Consider the following 18,184-nt stretch of genomic DNA (forward strand, 5'->3'; position numbering starts at 1 on the left):
TGCGAATGGGGGACGCACGTGTCCGAAGATCCGGGCAGTGAACGTGTGATCGCGGGGCGCTACCGTCTGCTGTCGCCCTTGGGCGAGGGCGGCATGGGGACGGTGTGGCGCGCCCGCGACGAGGTGCTGCAGCGCGAGGTCGCCGTCAAGGAGGTCCGCGCCCCGGCCGGGCTTCCGGCGCACGAGGTCGAGCGGATGTACGCGCGGCTGGAACGCGAGGCCTGGGCCGCCGCCCGTATCTCGAACCGCAACGTGGTGACGGTGTACGACGTGGCCACCGAGGACGGCCGGCCGTGGATCGTGATGGAGCTGATCCGTGGCCTCGCCCTCTCCGACCTGCTGGACGCCGAAGGCCCGCTGCCTCCGCAGCGGGCCGCGCACATAGGCGCCGAGGTGCTCGCCGCGCTGCGTTCCGCGCACGAGGCGGGGGTCCTGCACCGCGATGTGAAGCCGGGCAACGTCCTGATGGCGAACGACGGACGGATCGTCCTCACAGACTTCGGTATCGCGATGGTCGAGGGCAGTTCCGCGCTGACCATGACCGGCGAGGTCATCGGCTCGCCCGAATTCCTCGCTCCGGAGCGGGCGTTGGGCCGCACACCCGGGCCCGAGTCGGACCTGTGGTCACTCGGGGTGCTCCTGTACGCGGCGGTCGAGGGCAACTCGCCCTTCCGCCAGAACACTCCGCTGAGCACCCTGCGGGCCATCGTCGACGAGCCGCTTCCGACGCCCCGCCGTGCGGGCTCCCTCGGACCCGTCATCGAGGGGCTGCTCGCCAAGGATCCAGCCGAGCGGTTGGGCGCCGAACAGGCCGAGCACGAACTGCGGATCATCGCCGCGGGCGGCACTCCGCCCACCCCGACCCGGGGCATGCCGTCCCCGGCACCGCTCTACGCGCAGACGCGCGCGGCGTCCCCCCAGCCTCCGCCCGGACCGCCGCAACCGCAGGGGTTCGGGCCGGCCTCGGCCACCCTGCCCGCGGCCTCCACCACGCCCGAGCCCGCACGCAATCGCCGCGCCGCCGTGGTTCTGATCGCGGGCATGGTCGCACTCGCACTCGCCCTCGGCGGACTGACGTACGCCCTGTTGAACCGGGACAGCGGAGGCAACGGCAACGGCGGCCAAGGGACCGCCGGCAACAGCGGTGGCGCCAACAACGGTTCCAGTGGGGGAAGTTCCGGCGGAGGCAACACCAACAGCGGGAGCGGCAACACCGGCGCGACCGGCAGAACTCCGTCCACCACCCAGCCCGGTGGGGGGCATTCGACCACGACCCCGCCCGCGCAGTCCGTGCAGGTGACGGTCGCGGGCCGGCGAACCGACTACTCCGGTGCCTGTCCGCCGCCCGCCGCCCAGGCCCCCGCCTTCACCGCGACCTTCACGGTCGGCCGCGTGCCGGTGGACGTCGAGTACCGCTGGGTGACGAAGACCGGCGATGTCACGGACCCGGGCTGGAAGACGCTCTCGTTCCCGGCAGGCGGCGGCAAGACCCAGCAGAAGACGGTCGTGGCGACGACGTACGACACGAGCGGGACCTTCCAGAACGAGATCAGTGTGGAGGTCCGCAGTCCCGTTCGCACGACGTCCAACTCGGTGCCGTTCTCGATCACTTGCGCGACGGAGACCCCGACGGACGAGGCCTCCGCTTCCACGTCACCCTAGGTGGATGATCAGGCCACGCCGTTCAGGACCGGCAGATATCCGCCGGACTGGCCGGCCGCGGTCGGGTGGTACGACTCGCCGATGTTCAGCCAGTTGAGGCTGTGCAGCCAGGCGTCGCTGGAGCAGATCTCATGGCCGGTGAAGGTGCCCCTGACGTCGCCGAAGGTGAAGCCGTGGTCGGCTGCGCGCTTGGCGATCGCGCTGTCCAGATAGTCGGCCGCGCCGTTGATCGCGGACCGTTTGGTCTCCGAGAGGCCCGCCGCGCAGGAGCCGCTCAGCTTGTAGAAGCGGGGGTAGCCGAGGACGACCACGTGGGCGGCCGGGGCTTTCGCGCTGATCGCCGAGTAGACGGTGTCGAGTTGGCCGGGGAGCGTCGAGTCGACGTACGCCTTCGCCGTGGCGATCCGCGCGAGGCAGGAGCTGTCGGACTGGAGCACACACGTCGTCATGACGTCGGAGAAGCCCGCGTCGTTGCCGCCGATGGTGATGGAGACGAGGCCGGTGGAGGAGTTGAGCGGGCCCAGCTGGTTCGCCGTCACATCACCCGTTCGAGCGCCCGAGCAGGCGGTGAAGTCGAACGACGAGGGTGAGTGAGCGGCAGCCCAGAGGTAGGGGTACGCCTTCGTGCTGCGCTTGCAGTCGCCGCTGGCGCTGATGTAGCTGCCCGCGCCGACACCGGAGGAGTAGGAGTCGCCGAGGGCCACATAGCCGGTGGCCGCGGCGGTTTGGGACGCCTGCGCCGTCGCCGCCCCGGTAAGGGCGAAGCCGACGGCGAGGAGGAGTGAGGTCACGTATGCCGTAATTCGGGAACGTCTCATGGAACCTCCCTTTAGCAGGATCTCTGCCATAACCGTCGTAGCAGCTACGCGTGTTGACAGGAAGTGTCCATGCCAAGACTTTTCGACCCTTACCGGTTCCCACCCTGTGTGTTCACCATGTGTTTGATTACGTGTCCATGACAGCGTTGTGACAAGGCGTCAACTCCCTTGAGCCACACCGGTGGATGACCGAGGCTTTACTCGGTCTTGGGGCGGAACGCGACGCTCCAGGGCTGTGCGCGCGATGACGCGCGCATCCCCCACAGTCGTGCGCCCCACCCAGGCGCGCGCTGCCTAGAGGAGGACTCCCTCGTAATGGCACAGCTGCGTAGCAAGAAGATCCGGATAGCCGCGGTCACCTCCGTGGCGACCGCCGCCCTTCTGGGCGGACTCACCGCACTTCCCGCCCAGGCCGCCCCGGCCGAGGGCAAGGTGCTCGCCGCCGACTCCCCCACAGCGATCAAGGGCAGCTACATCGTCACGCTCAAGAAGGGCGCAGGCTTCAAGGCCGCGTCGAGCGCGGGCAAGGGCCTGATCAACGAATACGGCGGCACGGTGAAGAAGACGTTCGGCGCCGCGCTGAACGGCTATACGGCGGGCCTCTCCGCGACCGAGGCCAAAAGACTCGCCGCCGACCCGGCGGTGGCCTCCGTCGAGCAGAACCAGACGGTGCACCTGACCGACACCACGCAATCCAGCGCCCCCTGGGGCCTGGACCGCATCGACCAGGCGGCGCTGCCGCTGTCCGGCACCTACACCTACCCGGACACCGCGGGCAGCGGTGTGACGGCGTACGTCATCGACACCGGCGTCCGCATCACCCACACCCAGATCAGCGGCCGTGCCTCGTACGGCTACGACGCCGTGGACGGCGACACCACCGCCTCGGACGGCAACGGCCACGGCACCCATGTGGCCACGACCATCGCGGGCACGACCTACGGTGTCGCCAAGAAGGCGAACATCGTGGCCGTGCGGGTGCTCGACAACAGCGGCTCCGGCACCACCGCCGGCGTCATCGCGGGCATCGACTGGGTGACCGCGAACCACACCACCCCGTCGGTCGCCAACATGTCGCTCGGCGGCTCCGCCTCCACCTCGCTGGACACGGCCGTGGCGAACTCCATCGCCAGCGGTGTGACCTACGCGGTCGCGGCGGGCAACAGCAGCGCCAACGCCTCCTCCTACTCGCCCGCCCGCGTCGCCACGGCCATCACGGTCGGCGCCACCACCAGCACGGACGCCAAGGCCAGCTACTCCAACTACGGCTCGACCCTGGACATCTTCGCCCCCGGCTCCTCGATCCTGGCGGGCTACAACACCAGCGACACCGCCACCGCGACGCTCTCGGGTACGTCGATGGCCACCCCGCACGTCGCGGGCGCGGCCGCCGTCTACCTCGCGGGCCACACCTCCGCCACCCCGGCGCAGGTCGCCACGGCCCTGGTGAACGGCGCCACCTCCGGCGTGGTCACCAGCGCGGGCACCGGCTCGCCGAACAAGCTCCTGAAGATCGTGTCGTAGTAAGTCAACTCGCCTGACCTGAACGGAAGTTCCCCGGAGGCAGCCGGCGCCTCCGGGGAACACATGTTTGAAGATGGCCAAGAACCCGCGAGAGCGTCTTCCGCACCTTGACGGCCCCCCGCCCGCTGCGCGACATTGAAGCCCGGCATCCGGCGCTTCAGGGGGCAAAGTCGCCAATGCAGACCATACGCATCAAGACACCTTCGTCCGGCAGCGCGGAGCGGTCGGGACAGGATCCGGGGAGGGACCTGTTGCCGCTGCTCGCGGGTGCCGCGACGGTGGTCGGGGTGGTCGGTGCGGTCCTCGCGCTCGCCGACGTGGACTCACCGCTGCGTGGCCCGTTCACGTTGTTCTTCCTGCTCGCGGCGCCGTCGGTCGCCATTGCTGCCGCGCTGCGCGGGCTCGAACCGTTCAGCCGCATCCTGGCGTCGGTCGCGGGCGCGGTCGCCGTCAACATGCTGGTGGCCCAGGGCATGCTGGCCGTGCACCGGTGGTCGGTCCGCGGCGGGATCGCGGCCGTGACCGCGATCAGCTCGCTCATTCTCCTCCTGGTGCTGGTACGGCGCATGCGCGGCCGTACGGCGGGAACGCGGGCCTCCTGACGTGGACATCAGCGTGTACCGCCCCGGCGAGCTGAGCGCAGCCGACCGGGCGGCCTGGACCGCTTTCCAGTCGAAGGCCCACCTGAGCGGCTCGCCCGGGTTGGCGAACCCGTTCCTGTCCCCCGAGTTCACGCTCGCGGTGGGCCGCTGCAGACGCGGCGTGCGGATCGCGGTCTTACGCGAGGACGGCGAGCCCGCGGCGTTCTTCCCGTTCCACAGAACCACCGCCGGCGTCGGCCGGGCTGTCGGCCTCGGCATCTCCGACTGCCAGGGTCTCGTGCACCGCCCCGGTTTCACCTGGGAAGCCCACGAGCTGCTGCGGGCCTGCGGGCTCGCCGTCTGGGAGTTCGACCACTTGGCGGAAGGCCAGGGGCCGTTCGAGGCGGGAGCCTCCGGCACCTTCCCGTCCCCGGTCATGGACCTCGACCAGGGCTACGAAACATATCTGCGCCGACTGCGCGCCCGGTCGCCGAAGTTCACCCGTACCACCTTCGCCAAGGAGCGCAGGCTCGGCCGGGACGTCGGCGGGGTGCGCTATGTGCACGACGAGCGCGACCCGGCGGTGCTGCGCACGCTGATCGACTGGAAGTCCGCGCAGTACCGCAGGACCGGGCGCAGCGACCGCTTCGCGCACGCCTGGATCAGCCACCTGGTCCAGCAGCTCTACCACTCCCGCTTCGATCCGTTCGCGGGGATCCTGTCGGTGCTGTACGCGGACGGCAAGCCGGTCGCCGCGCACTTCGGGCTGCGCACCGAACGGGTCATGGCGTGCTGGTTTCCGGCGTACGACCCGGCGTTCGCGAAATACTCCCCGGGCCTGATCCTGCATTTGCGCATGGCCGAGGCGGCCGCCGCCGACGGAATTGCTTATGTGGATCTTGGGCGGGGCCAGAAGGATTACAAGGACTCCCTCAAGACACGGGATCTCTCCGTGTCCGAGGGGTGGGTGACACGACGTCATCCCGTCGCATTCGGGCACCGGGCGCACCGCGCCCCGGTCCGGGCACTGCGCAATGCGGTGCTGTCCCGGCCGGAGCTGTTCGAGCCGGCCGACAGTATCCTCAAACGGATGGGGAAAATCCGTTCGAGGCGTTAGGTAACGGCCATACCAACAAAAACGTGAGGCCTCGTTCCAGGTCTTGCCATAGGGACGCAATCGTCAATACCGTCATACATCTCACCCGCATCGGTCCATCTCGCTCGTGCGATCTAGGGGAGGGCTCAAGATCGCGTAGATGGCCCGGCGCGGGGCGCGGTAGGGGGGTGCCGTGCTCGGTGACCACATCTGTGCCGAGTCGTGCCGCGCGACCGGCTTCCGCTTTCCCGAAAGCCGGCCAGCTTTGCCAGCTCACCCGGCAGGCACGGAGATCCATTTCGTCATGCCGTAAGTGAGAACCCCCCTTTCGAACCGGACAAAGAACCGGACTGCCCAGGGGCGGGCGGTCCACCGGACGAGAGGGACCAGACTCATGAGCTCAGTCCTGCGCCCAGCCATTTCGGGCCAAGATCCGTTAATGGCCAACAAGTACCGGCCCATCTCCTCTCACCTGGCCATAGCGCCACCGGTGAGTGTCGTGATTCCCGCCATGAATGAGGCCGAGAATCTCCCGTACGTCTTCAAGACCCTTCCCGGCTGGATTCACGAAGTGGTTCTTGTGGACGGCAATTCCACCGACAACACCGTCGAAGTGGCCCGCGAGCTGTGGCCGGACGTCAAGGTCGTCGAACAGCACGGAAAGGGCAAGGGCGACGCCCTGATCACCGGATTCGAGGCGTGCACCGGCGACATCATCGTGATGGTCGACGCGGACGGCTCGGCCGACGGCAACGAGATCGTGTCGTATGTCTCCGCGCTGGTGTCCGGGGCGGACTTCGCCAAGGGCTCCCGCTTCGCCAACGGCGGCGGCACGTCCGACATGACGCCGATCCGCAAGCTCGGCAACCACGTGCTGTGCGCGGTCGTCAACGCCAAGTTCGGCGCCCGCTACACCGACCTCTGCTATGGATACAACGCGTTCTGGCGGCACTGCCTCGACAAGATCGAACTCGACTGCACCGGCTTCGAGGTCGAGACCCTGATGAACATCCGGGTGGTCAAGGCGGGCCTCAAGGTGCAGGAGATACCCAGCCACGAGTACCTCCGCATCCACGGCACGAGCAACCTGCGCGCCGTGCGGGACGGGTTCCGGGTGCTCAAGGTGATCCTCAAGGAGCGCTCCAACCGGCGCGCGCTGCGCCGCAGGCCGCACGCCGCTCAGCTCAACTCGGGTCGGGGAGAGGCGTCTTGAGCGAGACGGACATCTCCGTAGTGGTCTGCGTCTACACCGAGGACCGCTGGGAGGACATCCTGGCGGCGGTCTCCTCGGTGCGGGCGCAGTCCCTGCCCGCCCTGGAGACGCTCCTGGTCGTGGACCACAACGCCACGCTTCTGGAGCGGCTGACCAGGGAGTACAAGGAGACCGACGGGGTGCGGGTGCTCGCCAACGCGGGCCCCCGCGGGCTGTCCGCGGGCCGCAACACCGGTATCGCCGCCTCGCGCGGCGAGATCATCGCGTTCCTCGACGACGACGCCGTGGCCGAGCGGGACTGGCTGCGGCACTTCGCCGCGGGGTACGCGGACCCGCGGGTCATGGCCGTCGGCGGCCGTACGATGCCGATCTGGGCGTCGGGCCGCCGCCCGGTCTGGTTTCCCGAGGAGTTCGACTGGGTGGTGGGCTGCACATACAAGGGGCTGCCGCCGGGCCGTGTGCAGGTCCGCAACGTCCTCGGCGGAAACGCTTCTTTCCGTCGTACAGCGTTCGACGCGGCGGGCGGCTTCGCGACCGGCATCGGCCGCGACGGCGACAAGCGCCCGCTGGGCTGCGAGGAGACGGAGCTGTGCATCCGCCTCACCCGCGCACGCCCGGACGCGATCCTGCTGATCGACGACCGGGCGGTCATCCACCACCGGGTGCCCGAGGCCCGCGAGCACTTCGGGTACTTCCGCACGCGCGCGTACGCCGAGGGCCTGTCCAAGGCGCTCGTCGCCCGAAGTGTCGGTTCCGACAAGGGCCTTGAGTCGGAACGCCGTTACGCGACCCGCGTCCTGCCCGCCGGAGTGCTGCGCGGACTGCGTGACGCGGCGCTGGCCCGCCCGGGCGGCGCGGGACGCGCGGGCGCGATCGTCGCCGGGGTTCTGACGGCGGCCGGTGGGTACGTTCTCGGGAGCGTCCGGGCGCGCAGGGGCGGCGCCGTCTTTTCGGTGGTCTCCGTCGTGGAGATCGAGGGGGTCCCGGGCGACGAGGGGGCTGCAGCATGAGCGAACCTGTGCCGATTCTCATGTACCACTCGATCGCGACCGCGCCCAACGACGCGACCCGCGAACTGTCCGTGGCACCCGAGGCGTTCGCCGAGCAGATGGCGCTGCTCGACGACCGTGGGTTCACCCCGGTGGACACGGCACGGCTGGCGGCGAGTTGGCGCTCGGGCGGCCCGCTGCCGGCGCGTCCGGTCCTGATCACCTTCGACGACGGCTACGAGGGCGTGCACCGGCACGGCCTGCCCGTGCTCGCCAAGCACGGCTTCGCCTCCACGCTGTTCGTCTCGACGGGGTGGATCAAGGGCGCGTACGACACCGGGGGCGGCCTCGACACCATGCTGGAATGGGACCAGGTGCGCAGGCTCGCCGAGGAGCAGGTGGAGATCGGCGGGCACAGTCATACCCACCCGCAGATGGACCAGCTCCCCGACGACGCGCTCTGGTTCGAGCTGCTGCGCTGCAAGGAGATCATCGCCGACGAACTGGGCGCCCGCCCCGTGTCGTTCGCGTACCCGTACGGCTACTCCAGCCGCCGGGTGCGCCGTACGGTGCGCGAGGCGGGGTTCGCCCAGTCGCTCGCCGTCGGCAACGGTCTGGCGCGGCGTCGTCAGGGCCCGTACGCCCTGCAGCGCGTCACCGTGCGCCGCAGCACCGGTATCGAGGAGTTCGAGCGGCTGGTCGAAGGCCGTGCGATCGCCCGCAACTTCGCCCGGGACCGCGCCCTCACCAAGGGGTACGCCATGGTCCGAAGAGCACGACAGGTCCGCCGGAAGGCCATCCGTTCCCGTGTCTGACACGACGACCACAACCCAGGCTTCCACACCCACGACCGAGGCACCCGAGCAGCAGTCGGGGCGCCGCCTCCGCCTGCCCGGCAGGAGCCGCAAGGGTGCAGGAGGGGGCAACCAGCTGTTCCGCAACGCCTACGCCCTGATGCTCAACACCGGGATCTCCGCGGTGCTCGGGCTCGGCTACTGGCTGGTCGCCGCCCGCTACTACTCCGAGTCCGCGGTCGGCCAGGGCTCCGCGGCGATCGCCGCGATGAAGCTCCTCGCGGGCCTCACCGCGGTGACGCTGACGGGCGCCCTGGCCCGCTTCATCCCGGTCGCCGGACGCGCCACCGGGCGACTCATCTTCCGTACGTACGCGGGCAGTTCGGTGGTCGTGGCGCTGGCAGCCGTGGTCTTTCTGCTCACCCTGAACCTGTGGGGACCCTCGTACCGCTTCCTGCACGGGCCGCTCAACGGCCTCGGGTTCATCCTCGCGGTCGTCGCCTGGTCGCTGCTGACGCTCCAGGACGGTGTGCTGACCGGGCTGCGCAGCGCGCTGTGGGTGCCGGTGGGCAACACCGTGTTCTCCGCGGTGAAGCTGATGCTGCTCGTCGGCCTCGCCGCCGCGATCCCCACCACGGGCGTCTTCGTCTCCTGGGTGGCGGCGATCGCCCTGTCGGTGGTGCCGCTCGGGCTGCTGGTCTTCCGGCGCCTGGTGCCCCGGCACATCAAGGCGACCGAGGAGCACGCGAAACCGCCCTCCTTCAGGGAGATCGGGCGCTTCCTGGCCGGCGACTACACCGGCTCCCTCTTCTCGCTCGCCGTGGTCTACCTGGTCCCAGTGATCGTCGCCGCGCAGGTCAGCTCCACCGACAACGCGTACTTCTACATCACCACCACGATCGGCGGCACGGTCAACCTGCTCGCCATCAACATGGGCGCGTCGCTGACCGTCGAGGGCTCGCACGACCCGGCGCGCCTGGCCGCCAACACCCGGGCCGCGCTCAAGCGGATGGCGCGGATCATGCTGCCGGTGTGCGGGCTGCTGTTCCTCGGCGCGCCGTTCATCCTGCATGTCTTCGGCGACGGCTACGCGCACGCGGCGACCCCGCTGCTGCGCTGGTTCGCCGTCGGCGCGGTGCTGCGGGTCGTCATGGAGACGTACTTCGCGGTGCTGCGCGCCCAGAGCCGCACCTCCGGACTCGCCTATCTGCAGGGCCTGTTGTGCGTGCTGGTGCTGGGTCTCACGGTGATCCTGCTGCCGCGCATGGGCCTGACCGGCGCGGGCGTCGCCGAGATCTCCAGCCTCGCGGTGATCGTGACGATCGCCTCCCCCAAGCTGTACAAGATCGTGCGGACCGCGCCGCCCGCGGAGGTCCCCGCGGACGCGGCGCCGGACGGGGACCTCGCCGACCTGGGGGCGCGCGAGGTCCCCGCGACGAAGAGCGGTCCTTCCTGGGCGAAGAAGCTGGACGCCGACACCCTCGCGCTCGGTATCCACGTCGACTTCGACCACCAGGAACGCAGGCCGGACGTACGACCGGGACCGGGCACACCGCCCACCGGGACGCCCTCGGTACGGCCGGACCACCGCCCGACATGGGCGCTGCGGCCGCAGGTGGGGCTGCCGGTCGAGGCACGGGAGCCGGGTTCGGAGGCGTCGCTGGGCCCCTCCGAGGCCCCGGAGATCGACGCGCCCTTTGAAGCGGACGCCCAGGAGAGCGCCTCTCCAGGGGCGCGGGGCGTGACATCGAGCGGCTCCGCCGCGGCGGCGCGACAAGCCACCGACGACCCGCAGCCGGCAGACGACCGCACACCCCTCTCCCTTCGCGAACGCGTAACGCACCCGACCAAACCCGGCGTGGTCCTCGGCTGCCTACTGATCTCCGCGCTACTCCTCTACTGGGTCCCCGCACTCGGCCTCAACGACGGCTCCCTCGCCCGCATGGGCGGCCTGGGCCTGATCTCCGTCCTGCCACTGCCGACCCTGGTCGGCGCGGCCCTGCTGATCACGGTCTTCGCCTCGCTGCTCTGGATGAACCGCGAGCACAAGGGCCTGCTGCTCGTCACCCTGCTCGCCACCGTGGTCTCGCTGCACGCGCTCCCCGCCGTGATCGAGACCGAGCCGCGGTTCGCGACGGCCTGGCAGCACCTCGGGTTCCTCGACTACATCGACCGGACGGGCTCGGCCGTACCCGACCTGGATGCACGCTGGAGCTGGCCGGGCTTCTTCGCCGCGGCCGCGTTCATCGCGAAGGCCTGCGGGGTCACCGACCTCACCGAGGTCATCCGCTGGTGGCCGCTGGCCATCCAACTCCTCTACCTGGCACCGATGTTCCTTCTCGTGCGCTCGATGCGGGCGAGCTGGCGGGCCAAGTGGACGGGTATCTGGATCTTCGTGCTGAGCGGCTGGGTCGGGCAGGACTACTTCTCGCCGCAGGGCTTCACGTATCTGCTCTATCTCGTCTTCGTGGCGGTTCTGCTCGTGTGGTTCCGGGCGCCGCGTGTGCTGTGGGCGAAGGCGCGCCCCGGCGAGGCGGAGGTCGAGCCGACGAACCGCCGTCAGCGCGCCGTCCTCCTCATGGTCCTGATAGGGCTGTTCGCGGCGACCGTCCCGGCGCACCAGCTCACGCCGTTCGTGATGCTGGGCGTCCTCGCGGTCCTCGTCCTCATCGGCCGCTCCGAACTGCGCGGCCTGCCCATCCTGTTCGCGGTGCTGGTCTCGGTCTGGATCGCCTTCATGGCCGAGCCGTACTGGTCGGGGCACTTCGACGACCTGTTCGGCGGAGTCGGCGGCGTCGGCGGCAATGTGTCGTCGTCCGTCTCGGGCCGTATCCAGGGCGGCAGTTCGACCCACAAGCTCGTGCTGTACACGCGCGTGCTGCTGGCCGGCGGTGTGATGGCGTTCGCCTGCTGGGGCTGGTGGCGCCGACGCGACCACAAGTACCGCGAGCGCTCGCTGCTCGTCCTCACCTTCGTACCGTTCCTGGGCTTCGGCATGCAGTCGTACGGCGGCGAAATGGCCCTGCGCGTCTTCATGTTCGCCCTGCCGGGCGCGGCCCTGCTCGCCGGTCTCGCCCTCTTCCCGCGCACCGGCGTCACCGCCAAGGAGCGGGACAAGGACCGGGTGAGCCTCGCCCCCCTCGCGGCCCTCATGGCGGGCCTGCTCCTCATGGGCGGCTTCCTGGTGGCCCGTTGGGGCAACGAGTCCTTCGAGCGGATCAGGCCGGGCGAGGTCGCGGCCATGAACTACGTGTACGAGCACGACGACCCGACCGTACGGCTGCTGTGGCTGAGCAACGACACGCTCGACAACGTGACGCCGGCGATGCCCTGGGGCACACGGGACATGGAGAAGGTGAACTACGTGCCCACGCTGGCGCCCGCCGACCCGGTCCTGGTGTCCGGGCTCGTCAAGGCGCTCAAGGACGCGGGCCCGAACTCGTATCTGATGATCAACCGCAGTCAGGTGGTCTACCTCGAGATGGATGTGGGCTATTCGGCGACCTGGGAGTCGAGGCTGATCAGCAACCTCGACGACCGGCAGGAGCTGAAGAAGGTCCTCGTCAACGACGACGTGACGATGTACGCGCTGCGCAAGCAGCCCGCGGGCAAGGTCCCCAAGGCCGATCCGGGGCCGATCGGGCCCCAGGTGACCTGGACGCCGTGGTCGGTCGTCGGCGGTCTGGCGGCGATCGCGCTCATCGTGCTGCTGACGGCACGGGAGGTCGTACGGGTCGCGATGCGGCCGAGCGTGCGGCAGCTGCGCTGGCTGCAGAGCAGCTTCTGGTTCTCGCTGCCGCTGCTGGCGGTGTTGCTGGCCTCGATGGTGCAGCGGTTCCTGACGATGAAGTAGTACGCACTGCGCGAGTACTGAAGTGGCTCACCCGGTAAGCCCCGCTTACCGGGTGAGCCACTTCACCTCGTACGCCCGCATCTCGAACCGCTTGCCGTCCACCTGGGCGCTGATGGAGCGGTCCAGGGTGTTCACCACGAGGGCGACCTTGTCGGTGGCGAGGACGCGGACGTTGGGCACGTCGTCGGCGGCGACGGACACGGTCCGGTACTTCGTCCCGGGCGGGAACTCCTTGCTGAAGCGGGAGACCAGGTCGTACATGGGGAGTGCCTTCCCCCCGCCGGCGCTGTCGGTCGGTGTCCACAGGCAGCCCGCGCAGTCGGAGCCCTTCTCCTCCTCCGGGTTCCAGTAGAAGCCGGACGAGGCGCCGCCCTTGACCATCGCGATCATTCCGGCGGCCTGGACGGCGGCGCGGTGGGTCTCCGACCAGCCCTTGCGGTCGTCGTTGCCGTCGGCCGGTTCGACGTAGTACTCGGCCCACCACAGCGGCAGGTCGTGCGTCTGCTCGCGCACCCACTCGCCGACGGCCGTGAGCTTGTCGGTGGCGGCGAACTCATTGGGCAGCATGTCGTCGTCGTTGGTGTAGCTGGAGCCGTCCACGACGACGAAGTCGGCGCCCACCTTGTTCTTGTTCCAGTAGGCGAAGGCGTCGAGGACCCGCTGGTCCATGGCGCCCCAGGTGCCCTTCACGGTGGTGGACGCGTTGTCCGTCTGACGCGGGTCGAAGCTGTCCATGACCAGGTAGGGGCCGCCCACCATGATGCCCTTGTCGACCTTCTTCAGCGCCGTGTAGACCAGGTTGTAGAGCTCGGTGTAGCCCTCGTAGTCCCAGCGGGCCTCGCTGTCGTTCCAGAAGCCCTTGAACTCGTTCCAGACGATGAAGTGCCGTACGTCCGGATAGCGTTTGGCTACGGTCGCGGCGAGCGCGGCGAAGTCCTTGTAGTGGGCGCGGTCCGGGGCGGTCTCCAAGGAGGCCTGGCTCCAGTCGGTGACGCCGGACTTGCCGCCCTTCATCCAGTCCGGGGAGCAGCACAGGGTGACGATCGGGGTGCCGCCGGACTTGCGGATGAAGTCGATACGGCGGTCCATCTCGGAGAAGTCGTAACGCCCCCTGGACGGCTCGGGGTTGCCCGCGCCCCAGCCCATGATGTGCTGGTTCTGCGGCAGCGACTGCTTCTCCAGCAGCCCCTCGGCACGCTCGGTGGCGGCGGCGTCCCCCTCGTCGGCGCTGAACTGGGTGTGGGTGAAGCCCCAGCCCACCTCCGGCCTCGGCGACTGGGGCGGGGTGACCGGAGTGCCGTGCACCTTGTCCCCGTCGCGGGTCGTGCCCGCGGTGCTCCCGCCGTCTCCCGGCAGGGTGTTGAGCAGGGTCACGACCAGGGCCAGAGCGGCCGCACCGACACCGAGCAGCGCGGTGAGCCGCCACCGTCGTGCCTCCGAATTCCACCCATGACGTCCCATCATGGGCAACAGTAACGGCGGGGAACGGCCGTAGGACAGATCCCGTAACACCACAGCCCTGTAACAGGACGGAGGGGACACACCGGAAGCGGTGGACGACAGCCGACACACAGGACGCACTGCGGAAACCGGGTGCACAGGGCGCCCGCGTGACGGATCATGGCGGCATGTCTGCGAACCCACACGACGCTCTGCCGATCCGGCTCAACGTCGACGACAGCGACTCGCCGTCGGACGTCGTCGACGCGCTGTTCCTCGGCCGCTTCGCGACGGGCGAGCAGCCGCACTCGCACGCGGCGAACATCGACCGCGTACGGTCCGGGGCGACCCTGCTCCCGCCGGGCGCCCGTGTGCTGCGCTCCGCGCGGGACGACGACCGCAGCGCGACCCTCGCCGAGGGTGAGGGCTGGACCCTCCTGGTGTCCCGCTGGAACCGCGGCGCCGATGTCACGGTGACCGCGACCAGCGAGGAACTGGCCGAGAAGGTGCTCAACCAGGCGACGGACGGCGCGGCGGACGAGCCGGAGCCCCAGCCGGAGAACGTGACGATGGGGTTCTGGTACGTGTCTCCGCGCAGAGGCCCGCACCGTACGACACGCCAGATCTCGGCGGGTACGTGGGAAGAGGTCCGCCCCAACTACACGGCACCGGTGGCGGACGCGATGGACCGCCTGATGAAGACGACGCCGGAGGACATCGCGGGCCGTCTGCTGCTGTTGCACGGCCCGCCGGGCACCGGCAAGACCTCCGCGCTGCGCACGCTCGCCCGCTCCTGGCGCGACTGGTGCCAGGTCGACTGCGTCCTGGATCCCGAACGGCTCTTCTCGGACGTCGGCTATCTCATGGACATCGCGATCGGCGAGGAGGACGGCACGGGGAAGGGCCGCTGGCGGCTGCTCCTCCTGGAGGACTGCGACGAGCTGATCCGCGGCGAGGCCAAGCACACGGCGGGTCAGGCGCTCTCGCGCCTGCTCAACCTCACGGACGGGCTGCTGGGCCAGGGCCGCAATGTGCTCGTGGGCGTCACCACCAACGAGGACCTGGAGCGCCTCCACCCCGCCGTCGTCCGCCCCGGCCGCTGCCTCGCCCGCATCGAGGTCGGCCCGCTGACCCGCCGCGAAGCGGTGAACTGGCTGGGCACGGAGGAGGGCGTCTCGCGCGAGGGCGCGACCTTGGCGGAGCTGTACGCGCTGCGCCGGGGGACGACTCCCACGTCGGTACCGGACCAGCGCGAGGGCGCGGACGCGGGGCTGTATCTGTAGCCGCCGCATAGTCCATGCGGTGCTTTGATGGAGGTATGACCCTGTACGTCGGCACGTCGGGGTGGCAGTACAAGGACTGGCGCGGCGTCCTCTACCCGGACCGGCTGCCCCTGCGGCTGTGGCTGGAGGAGTACGCGGCGCGGTTCGCGACCGTCGAGATCAACAACGCTTTCTACCGGCTGCCGTCGCGGCAGAACTTCGAGAGCTGGCGGGAGCGCACTCCCCCGGACTTCGTCGTCGCCGTCAAGGCGAGCCGCTATCTGACCCACATCAAGCGACTACGGGACCCGGCGGAGCCGGTGCACCGCCTGATGACCCACGCGGCCGGCCTGGGCGACCGGCTCGGCCCGGTCCTGCTCCAGCTCCCGCCCACACTGCGCGCCGACACCACCCTCCTCGACGACTGCCTCGCCTGCTTCCCTTCAGGCACGCGGATCGCGGTCGAACCGCGCCACGACTCCTGGTGGACACCTGAGGTGCGCGAGGTGCTGGAGTCACGGGGCGCCGCCCTCTGCTGGGCCGACGTCCTGGCCCGCCCGGTGACCCCCCTGTGGCGGACCACCGACTGGGGCTACGTCCGCTTCCACCAGGGCCGCGCCCTGCGGTGGCCGCACTACGGCCGGCAGTCCCTGACGACCTGGATACAGCGCATCGCCGACACCTGGCCCGACGACCACGACGTGTACGTGTACTTCAACAACGATCCGCATGCGGCGGCGGTCCAGGACGCGGTGACCTTCGCCAGGGCGGCGAGGGCGGCGGGCCTGACGGTGACCCGCACACCGGGCCACATGCCGGCGTCGTGAGGTGACGGCAGCCTTTACTCGCCGCGGCTCTCCTTTCCGCCTCTTGCCACCTGGACGGCGCCGCGGCTCTTTCCGTCTGGACGGCGCTCCCGCTTTTTCCGCCTGGACGTGCTCCGGCTCTTTCCGCCCGGCGGCGCTCCGGCACGGCGACGTACCCGGCCGGCGGTGCGAACTCGCCCGGCCGCGCCGGCAACACTCTCCTAGCCTCCGTAAGCCGCCCGCAGGGCATCCCGTACGGCGTCGAGCGCGGCCGACTCGGTGAGGCCGAGGCGGCGCGCCCGATCGGCGTAAGCCTGCGCGGCGGTCGCGGCCTCGCGTGACGCGGCGTCGCCGGCGGCGGCCACGAACGTTCCGTTGCGCCCCCGGGTCTCGATCACCCCGTCCGCCTCCAGAGCCCGGTACGCCTTGGCGACGGTGTTGGCAGCGAGGCCGAGCGACTCGGCAAGGCCGCGCACCGTGGGCAGCTTGTAGCCGACCGGCAGCGCGCCGGACCGGGCCTGCTCGGAAATCTGGGCGCGCACCTGCTCGTACGGCGCGGCCCCCTCAGCGATGTGGATCTTCAGGGTCACGCAGCGATTGTCCCGTACCCACCGGAAAATGAGAGGCATCCGCACACGACCCACGCGTAGCGTGCGACTCCATGACAGTGCTCGTTCGCGAACTGCGCCGCGGGGACCGGGCGGACGCCGAGGCCTTCGCCCGCATCCGTCACCTGGCCCTCCCGTTCATGCTCTTCACCCCCGAGTCCATCGGCTACGACCTGGAGCACGCCCACCCCGACTCCCACTACCAGCCGCTGCTGGCCGAGGAGGACGGCGAGTCCATCGGCACGGCACAGGTGGGTGTCGTGTACGACAGCCCGGAGCCCGGCCAGGCGTACGTCAATGTCTATGTGCACCCGGAGCGGACGGGACGCGGCGCGGGTGCGCTGCTGGTGCGCGCCGCCGAGGAGCGGCTGAGCGCCCTGGACGCGACCAGGCTGCACGCCTGGGTCCTGGACGAACCCCGCAACCGCGCCTTCGCGGAGAAGCACGGCTACCGCGCCGCCCGCTCGGCGCACTTCCTCCGCCTCGACCTGGCGAACGGCACCCTGCCGCCCCTCCAGTCCCCGCCGCCCGGCGTGGAGCTGCGCACCGCCGCGGACTTCGCCGACGATCCGCGACCGCTGTTCCGCCTGGACGCGGAGACGCTCCTGGACGAACCGAGCGACGTCGACCGCGAGTTCACGGACTACGAGGCCTGGCTGACGGAAACCTGGCACCACCCCCTCCTGAGCCACGAGCTGACCTCGGTCGCCGTGGTCGACGGCCGGCCCGCCGCGTTCAGCGCGGCCCGCACCGACGGCGGCACCCGCTACGGCACGGTGATGACGGGCACCGCCCGCGCCTTCCGGGGCCGCGGCCTCGCCAAGCTCGCCAAGAACGACTCCTTGCACCGCGCCCGCTCGGCCGGCTTCACGGAGGCGTTCACGGGCAACGACTCCGGCAACGGGCCGATGCTGGCGATCAACAAGTGGTTCGGATACGAGATCTGCGCGACGGAGGTGAAGTATGTCCGCGACCTCGGCTGACACCCCGGGCTCGTTGGAGGTCGTCCTCGTCAAGTACGGCCGTACGAAGATCAGTTACCCCGCGGAGCTGCTCGACGACGACGGCACGCGCGTCATCGTACGCGCGCCGTGGGCGGGCGACAGCGCACGCGACTTCGGCTTCGTACGGTTCGAACAGGGCGATGTCTTCACCGAGTACTACTGGCGGGACCGCTGGTACGCGGTGAAGGAGGTCCGTGACGCGGAGGGTGTGCTGAAGGGCTGGTACTGCGACATCACCCGCCCGGCCACCGTCTCCGGCGGTGAGCTGGTCGTCGAGGATCTCGATCTGGACCTGTGGCGCTCGGCCGACGGCAAGGCCGTACTCCGCCTGGACGAGGACGAGTTCGCGGCGAGCGGTCTGGCGACCACCGATCCGGAGGCCGCGACCGCCGCCGAGAACGCCCTGGACGAACTCGAACGGCTGGCCCGCGGGGGCGACTTCGAGGGGCTGCTGGCCTAGGGCCTGTCGTCGAATTCCCTCCTGCCCCGCGGGCAGACGGCGGGAGTTCGACGACAGGCCCCAGACCCCCGTGT

The 18,184-nt window shown here is 70.0% G+C and carries 15 protein-coding genes; 12 read left to right on the top strand and 3 right to left on the bottom strand.

The window, feature by feature from the left end; all coding sequences use genetic code 11:
- The first annotated feature begins 18 nt into the window (after positions 1–18).
- Complete coding sequence (locus tag AB5J53_RS11285) at positions 19–1,662, top strand: serine/threonine-protein kinase (RefSeq protein WP_369245492.1); 1,644 nt, start codon at positions 19–21, stop codon at positions 1,660–1,662.
- Positions 1,663–1,670: 8 nt separating this feature from the next.
- On the opposite strand, the gene AB5J53_RS11290 is transcribed toward AB5J53_RS11285, so the two are convergent.
- The gene (locus AB5J53_RS11290) at positions 1,671–2,480 is read right to left on the bottom strand and encodes an SGNH/GDSL hydrolase family protein (protein ID WP_369245493.1); all 810 of its coding nucleotides are present in this window, start codon (positions 2,478–2,480) and stop codon (positions 1,671–1,673) included.
- Positions 2,481–2,795: 315 nt separating this feature from the next.
- On the opposite strand from AB5J53_RS11290, the gene AB5J53_RS11295 reads away from it, so the two are divergent.
- The 7 genes from AB5J53_RS11295 to AB5J53_RS11325 all read left to right on the top strand — a co-directional run bounded on the left by AB5J53_RS11295 (position 2,796) and on the right by AB5J53_RS11325 (position 12,530).
- Entirely contained in the window at positions 2,796–4,004 is a 1,209-nt protein-coding gene (locus tag AB5J53_RS11295; protein WP_369245494.1) for a S8 family peptidase, read from the top strand.
- A gap of 176 nt (positions 4,005–4,180) precedes the next feature.
- A complete protein-coding gene (locus tag AB5J53_RS11300) occupies positions 4,181–4,606 on the top strand; it encodes a hypothetical protein (protein WP_369245495.1) in 426 nt (141 codons plus the stop codon).
- Position 4,607: 1 nt separating this feature from the next.
- Positions 4,608–5,702 carry a GNAT family N-acetyltransferase gene (locus AB5J53_RS11305; RefSeq protein ID WP_369245496.1) on the top strand — a complete coding sequence of 365 codons (1,095 nt, stop codon included), beginning with the start codon at positions 4,608–4,610 and terminating at the stop codon, positions 5,700–5,702.
- Positions 5,703–6,075: 373 nt separating this feature from the next.
- The gene (locus AB5J53_RS11310; protein WP_369245497.1) at positions 6,076–6,894 is read left to right on the top strand and encodes a glycosyltransferase family 2 protein; all 819 of its coding nucleotides are present in this window, start codon (positions 6,076–6,078) and stop codon (positions 6,892–6,894) included.
- On the top strand, positions 6,891–7,904 hold the full coding sequence (locus tag AB5J53_RS11315; RefSeq protein WP_369245498.1) for a glycosyltransferase family 2 protein: 1,014 nt from the start codon (positions 6,891–6,893) through the stop codon (positions 7,902–7,904). Before AB5J53_RS11310 ends, AB5J53_RS11315 begins: the two co-directional genes overlap by 4 nt.
- Complete coding sequence (locus AB5J53_RS11320) at positions 7,901–8,698, top strand: polysaccharide deacetylase family protein (protein ID WP_369245499.1); 798 nt, start codon at positions 7,901–7,903, stop codon at positions 8,696–8,698. Before AB5J53_RS11315 ends, AB5J53_RS11320 begins: the two co-directional genes overlap by 4 nt.
- Positions 8,691–12,530: a lipopolysaccharide biosynthesis protein gene (locus AB5J53_RS11325; protein WP_369245500.1), complete on the top strand. Its 3,840-nt coding sequence runs from the start codon at positions 8,691–8,693 to the stop codon at positions 12,528–12,530. The genes AB5J53_RS11320 and AB5J53_RS11325 overlap by 8 nt, the downstream gene beginning before the upstream one ends.
- A 45-nt stretch (positions 12,531–12,575) precedes the next feature.
- Here AB5J53_RS11325 and AB5J53_RS11330 read toward each other — a convergent pair whose 3' ends face one another.
- Positions 12,576–13,991, bottom strand: coding sequence for a xylan 1,4-beta-xylosidase (locus tag AB5J53_RS11330; RefSeq protein ID WP_369245501.1), 1,416 nt, complete (start codon positions 13,989–13,991; stop codon positions 12,576–12,578).
- Between the two features lie 167 nt (positions 13,992–14,158).
- On the opposite strand from AB5J53_RS11330, the gene AB5J53_RS11335 reads away from it, so the two are divergent.
- Both AB5J53_RS11335 and AB5J53_RS11340 read left to right on the top strand, forming a co-directional pair.
- Positions 14,159–15,253 carry a DUF5925 domain-containing protein gene (locus tag AB5J53_RS11335; protein WP_369245502.1) on the top strand — a complete coding sequence of 365 codons (1,095 nt, stop codon included), beginning with the start codon at positions 14,159–14,161 and terminating at the stop codon, positions 15,251–15,253.
- A gap of 35 nt (positions 15,254–15,288) precedes the next feature.
- On the top strand, positions 15,289–16,059 hold the full coding sequence (locus AB5J53_RS11340; protein ID WP_369245503.1) for a DUF72 domain-containing protein: 771 nt from the start codon (positions 15,289–15,291) through the stop codon (positions 16,057–16,059).
- A 200-nt stretch (positions 16,060–16,259) separates the two neighbouring features.
- Here the strand turns inward: AB5J53_RS11340 and AB5J53_RS11345 are convergent, their stop codons facing one another.
- Complete coding sequence (locus tag AB5J53_RS11345) at positions 16,260–16,628, bottom strand: GntR family transcriptional regulator (RefSeq protein ID WP_369245504.1); 369 nt, start codon at positions 16,626–16,628, stop codon at positions 16,260–16,262.
- Positions 16,629–16,699: 71 nt separating this feature from the next.
- Between AB5J53_RS11345 and AB5J53_RS11350 the strand changes: the two genes are divergently transcribed.
- The gene (locus AB5J53_RS11350; protein ID WP_369245505.1) at positions 16,700–17,629 is read left to right on the top strand and encodes a GNAT family N-acetyltransferase; all 930 of its coding nucleotides are present in this window, start codon (positions 16,700–16,702) and stop codon (positions 17,627–17,629) included.
- The gene (locus tag AB5J53_RS11355; protein ID WP_369245506.1) at positions 17,610–18,110 is read left to right on the top strand and encodes a DUF402 domain-containing protein; all 501 of its coding nucleotides are present in this window, start codon (positions 17,610–17,612) and stop codon (positions 18,108–18,110) included. The genes AB5J53_RS11350 and AB5J53_RS11355 overlap by 20 nt, the downstream gene beginning before the upstream one ends.
- Positions 18,111–18,184: the final 74 nt, after the last annotated feature.

Origin of the sequence: Streptomyces sp. R41 (genome assembly GCF_041053055.1) — a bacterium.
GTDB lineage: Bacteria > Actinomycetota > Actinomycetes > Streptomycetales > Streptomycetaceae > Streptomyces.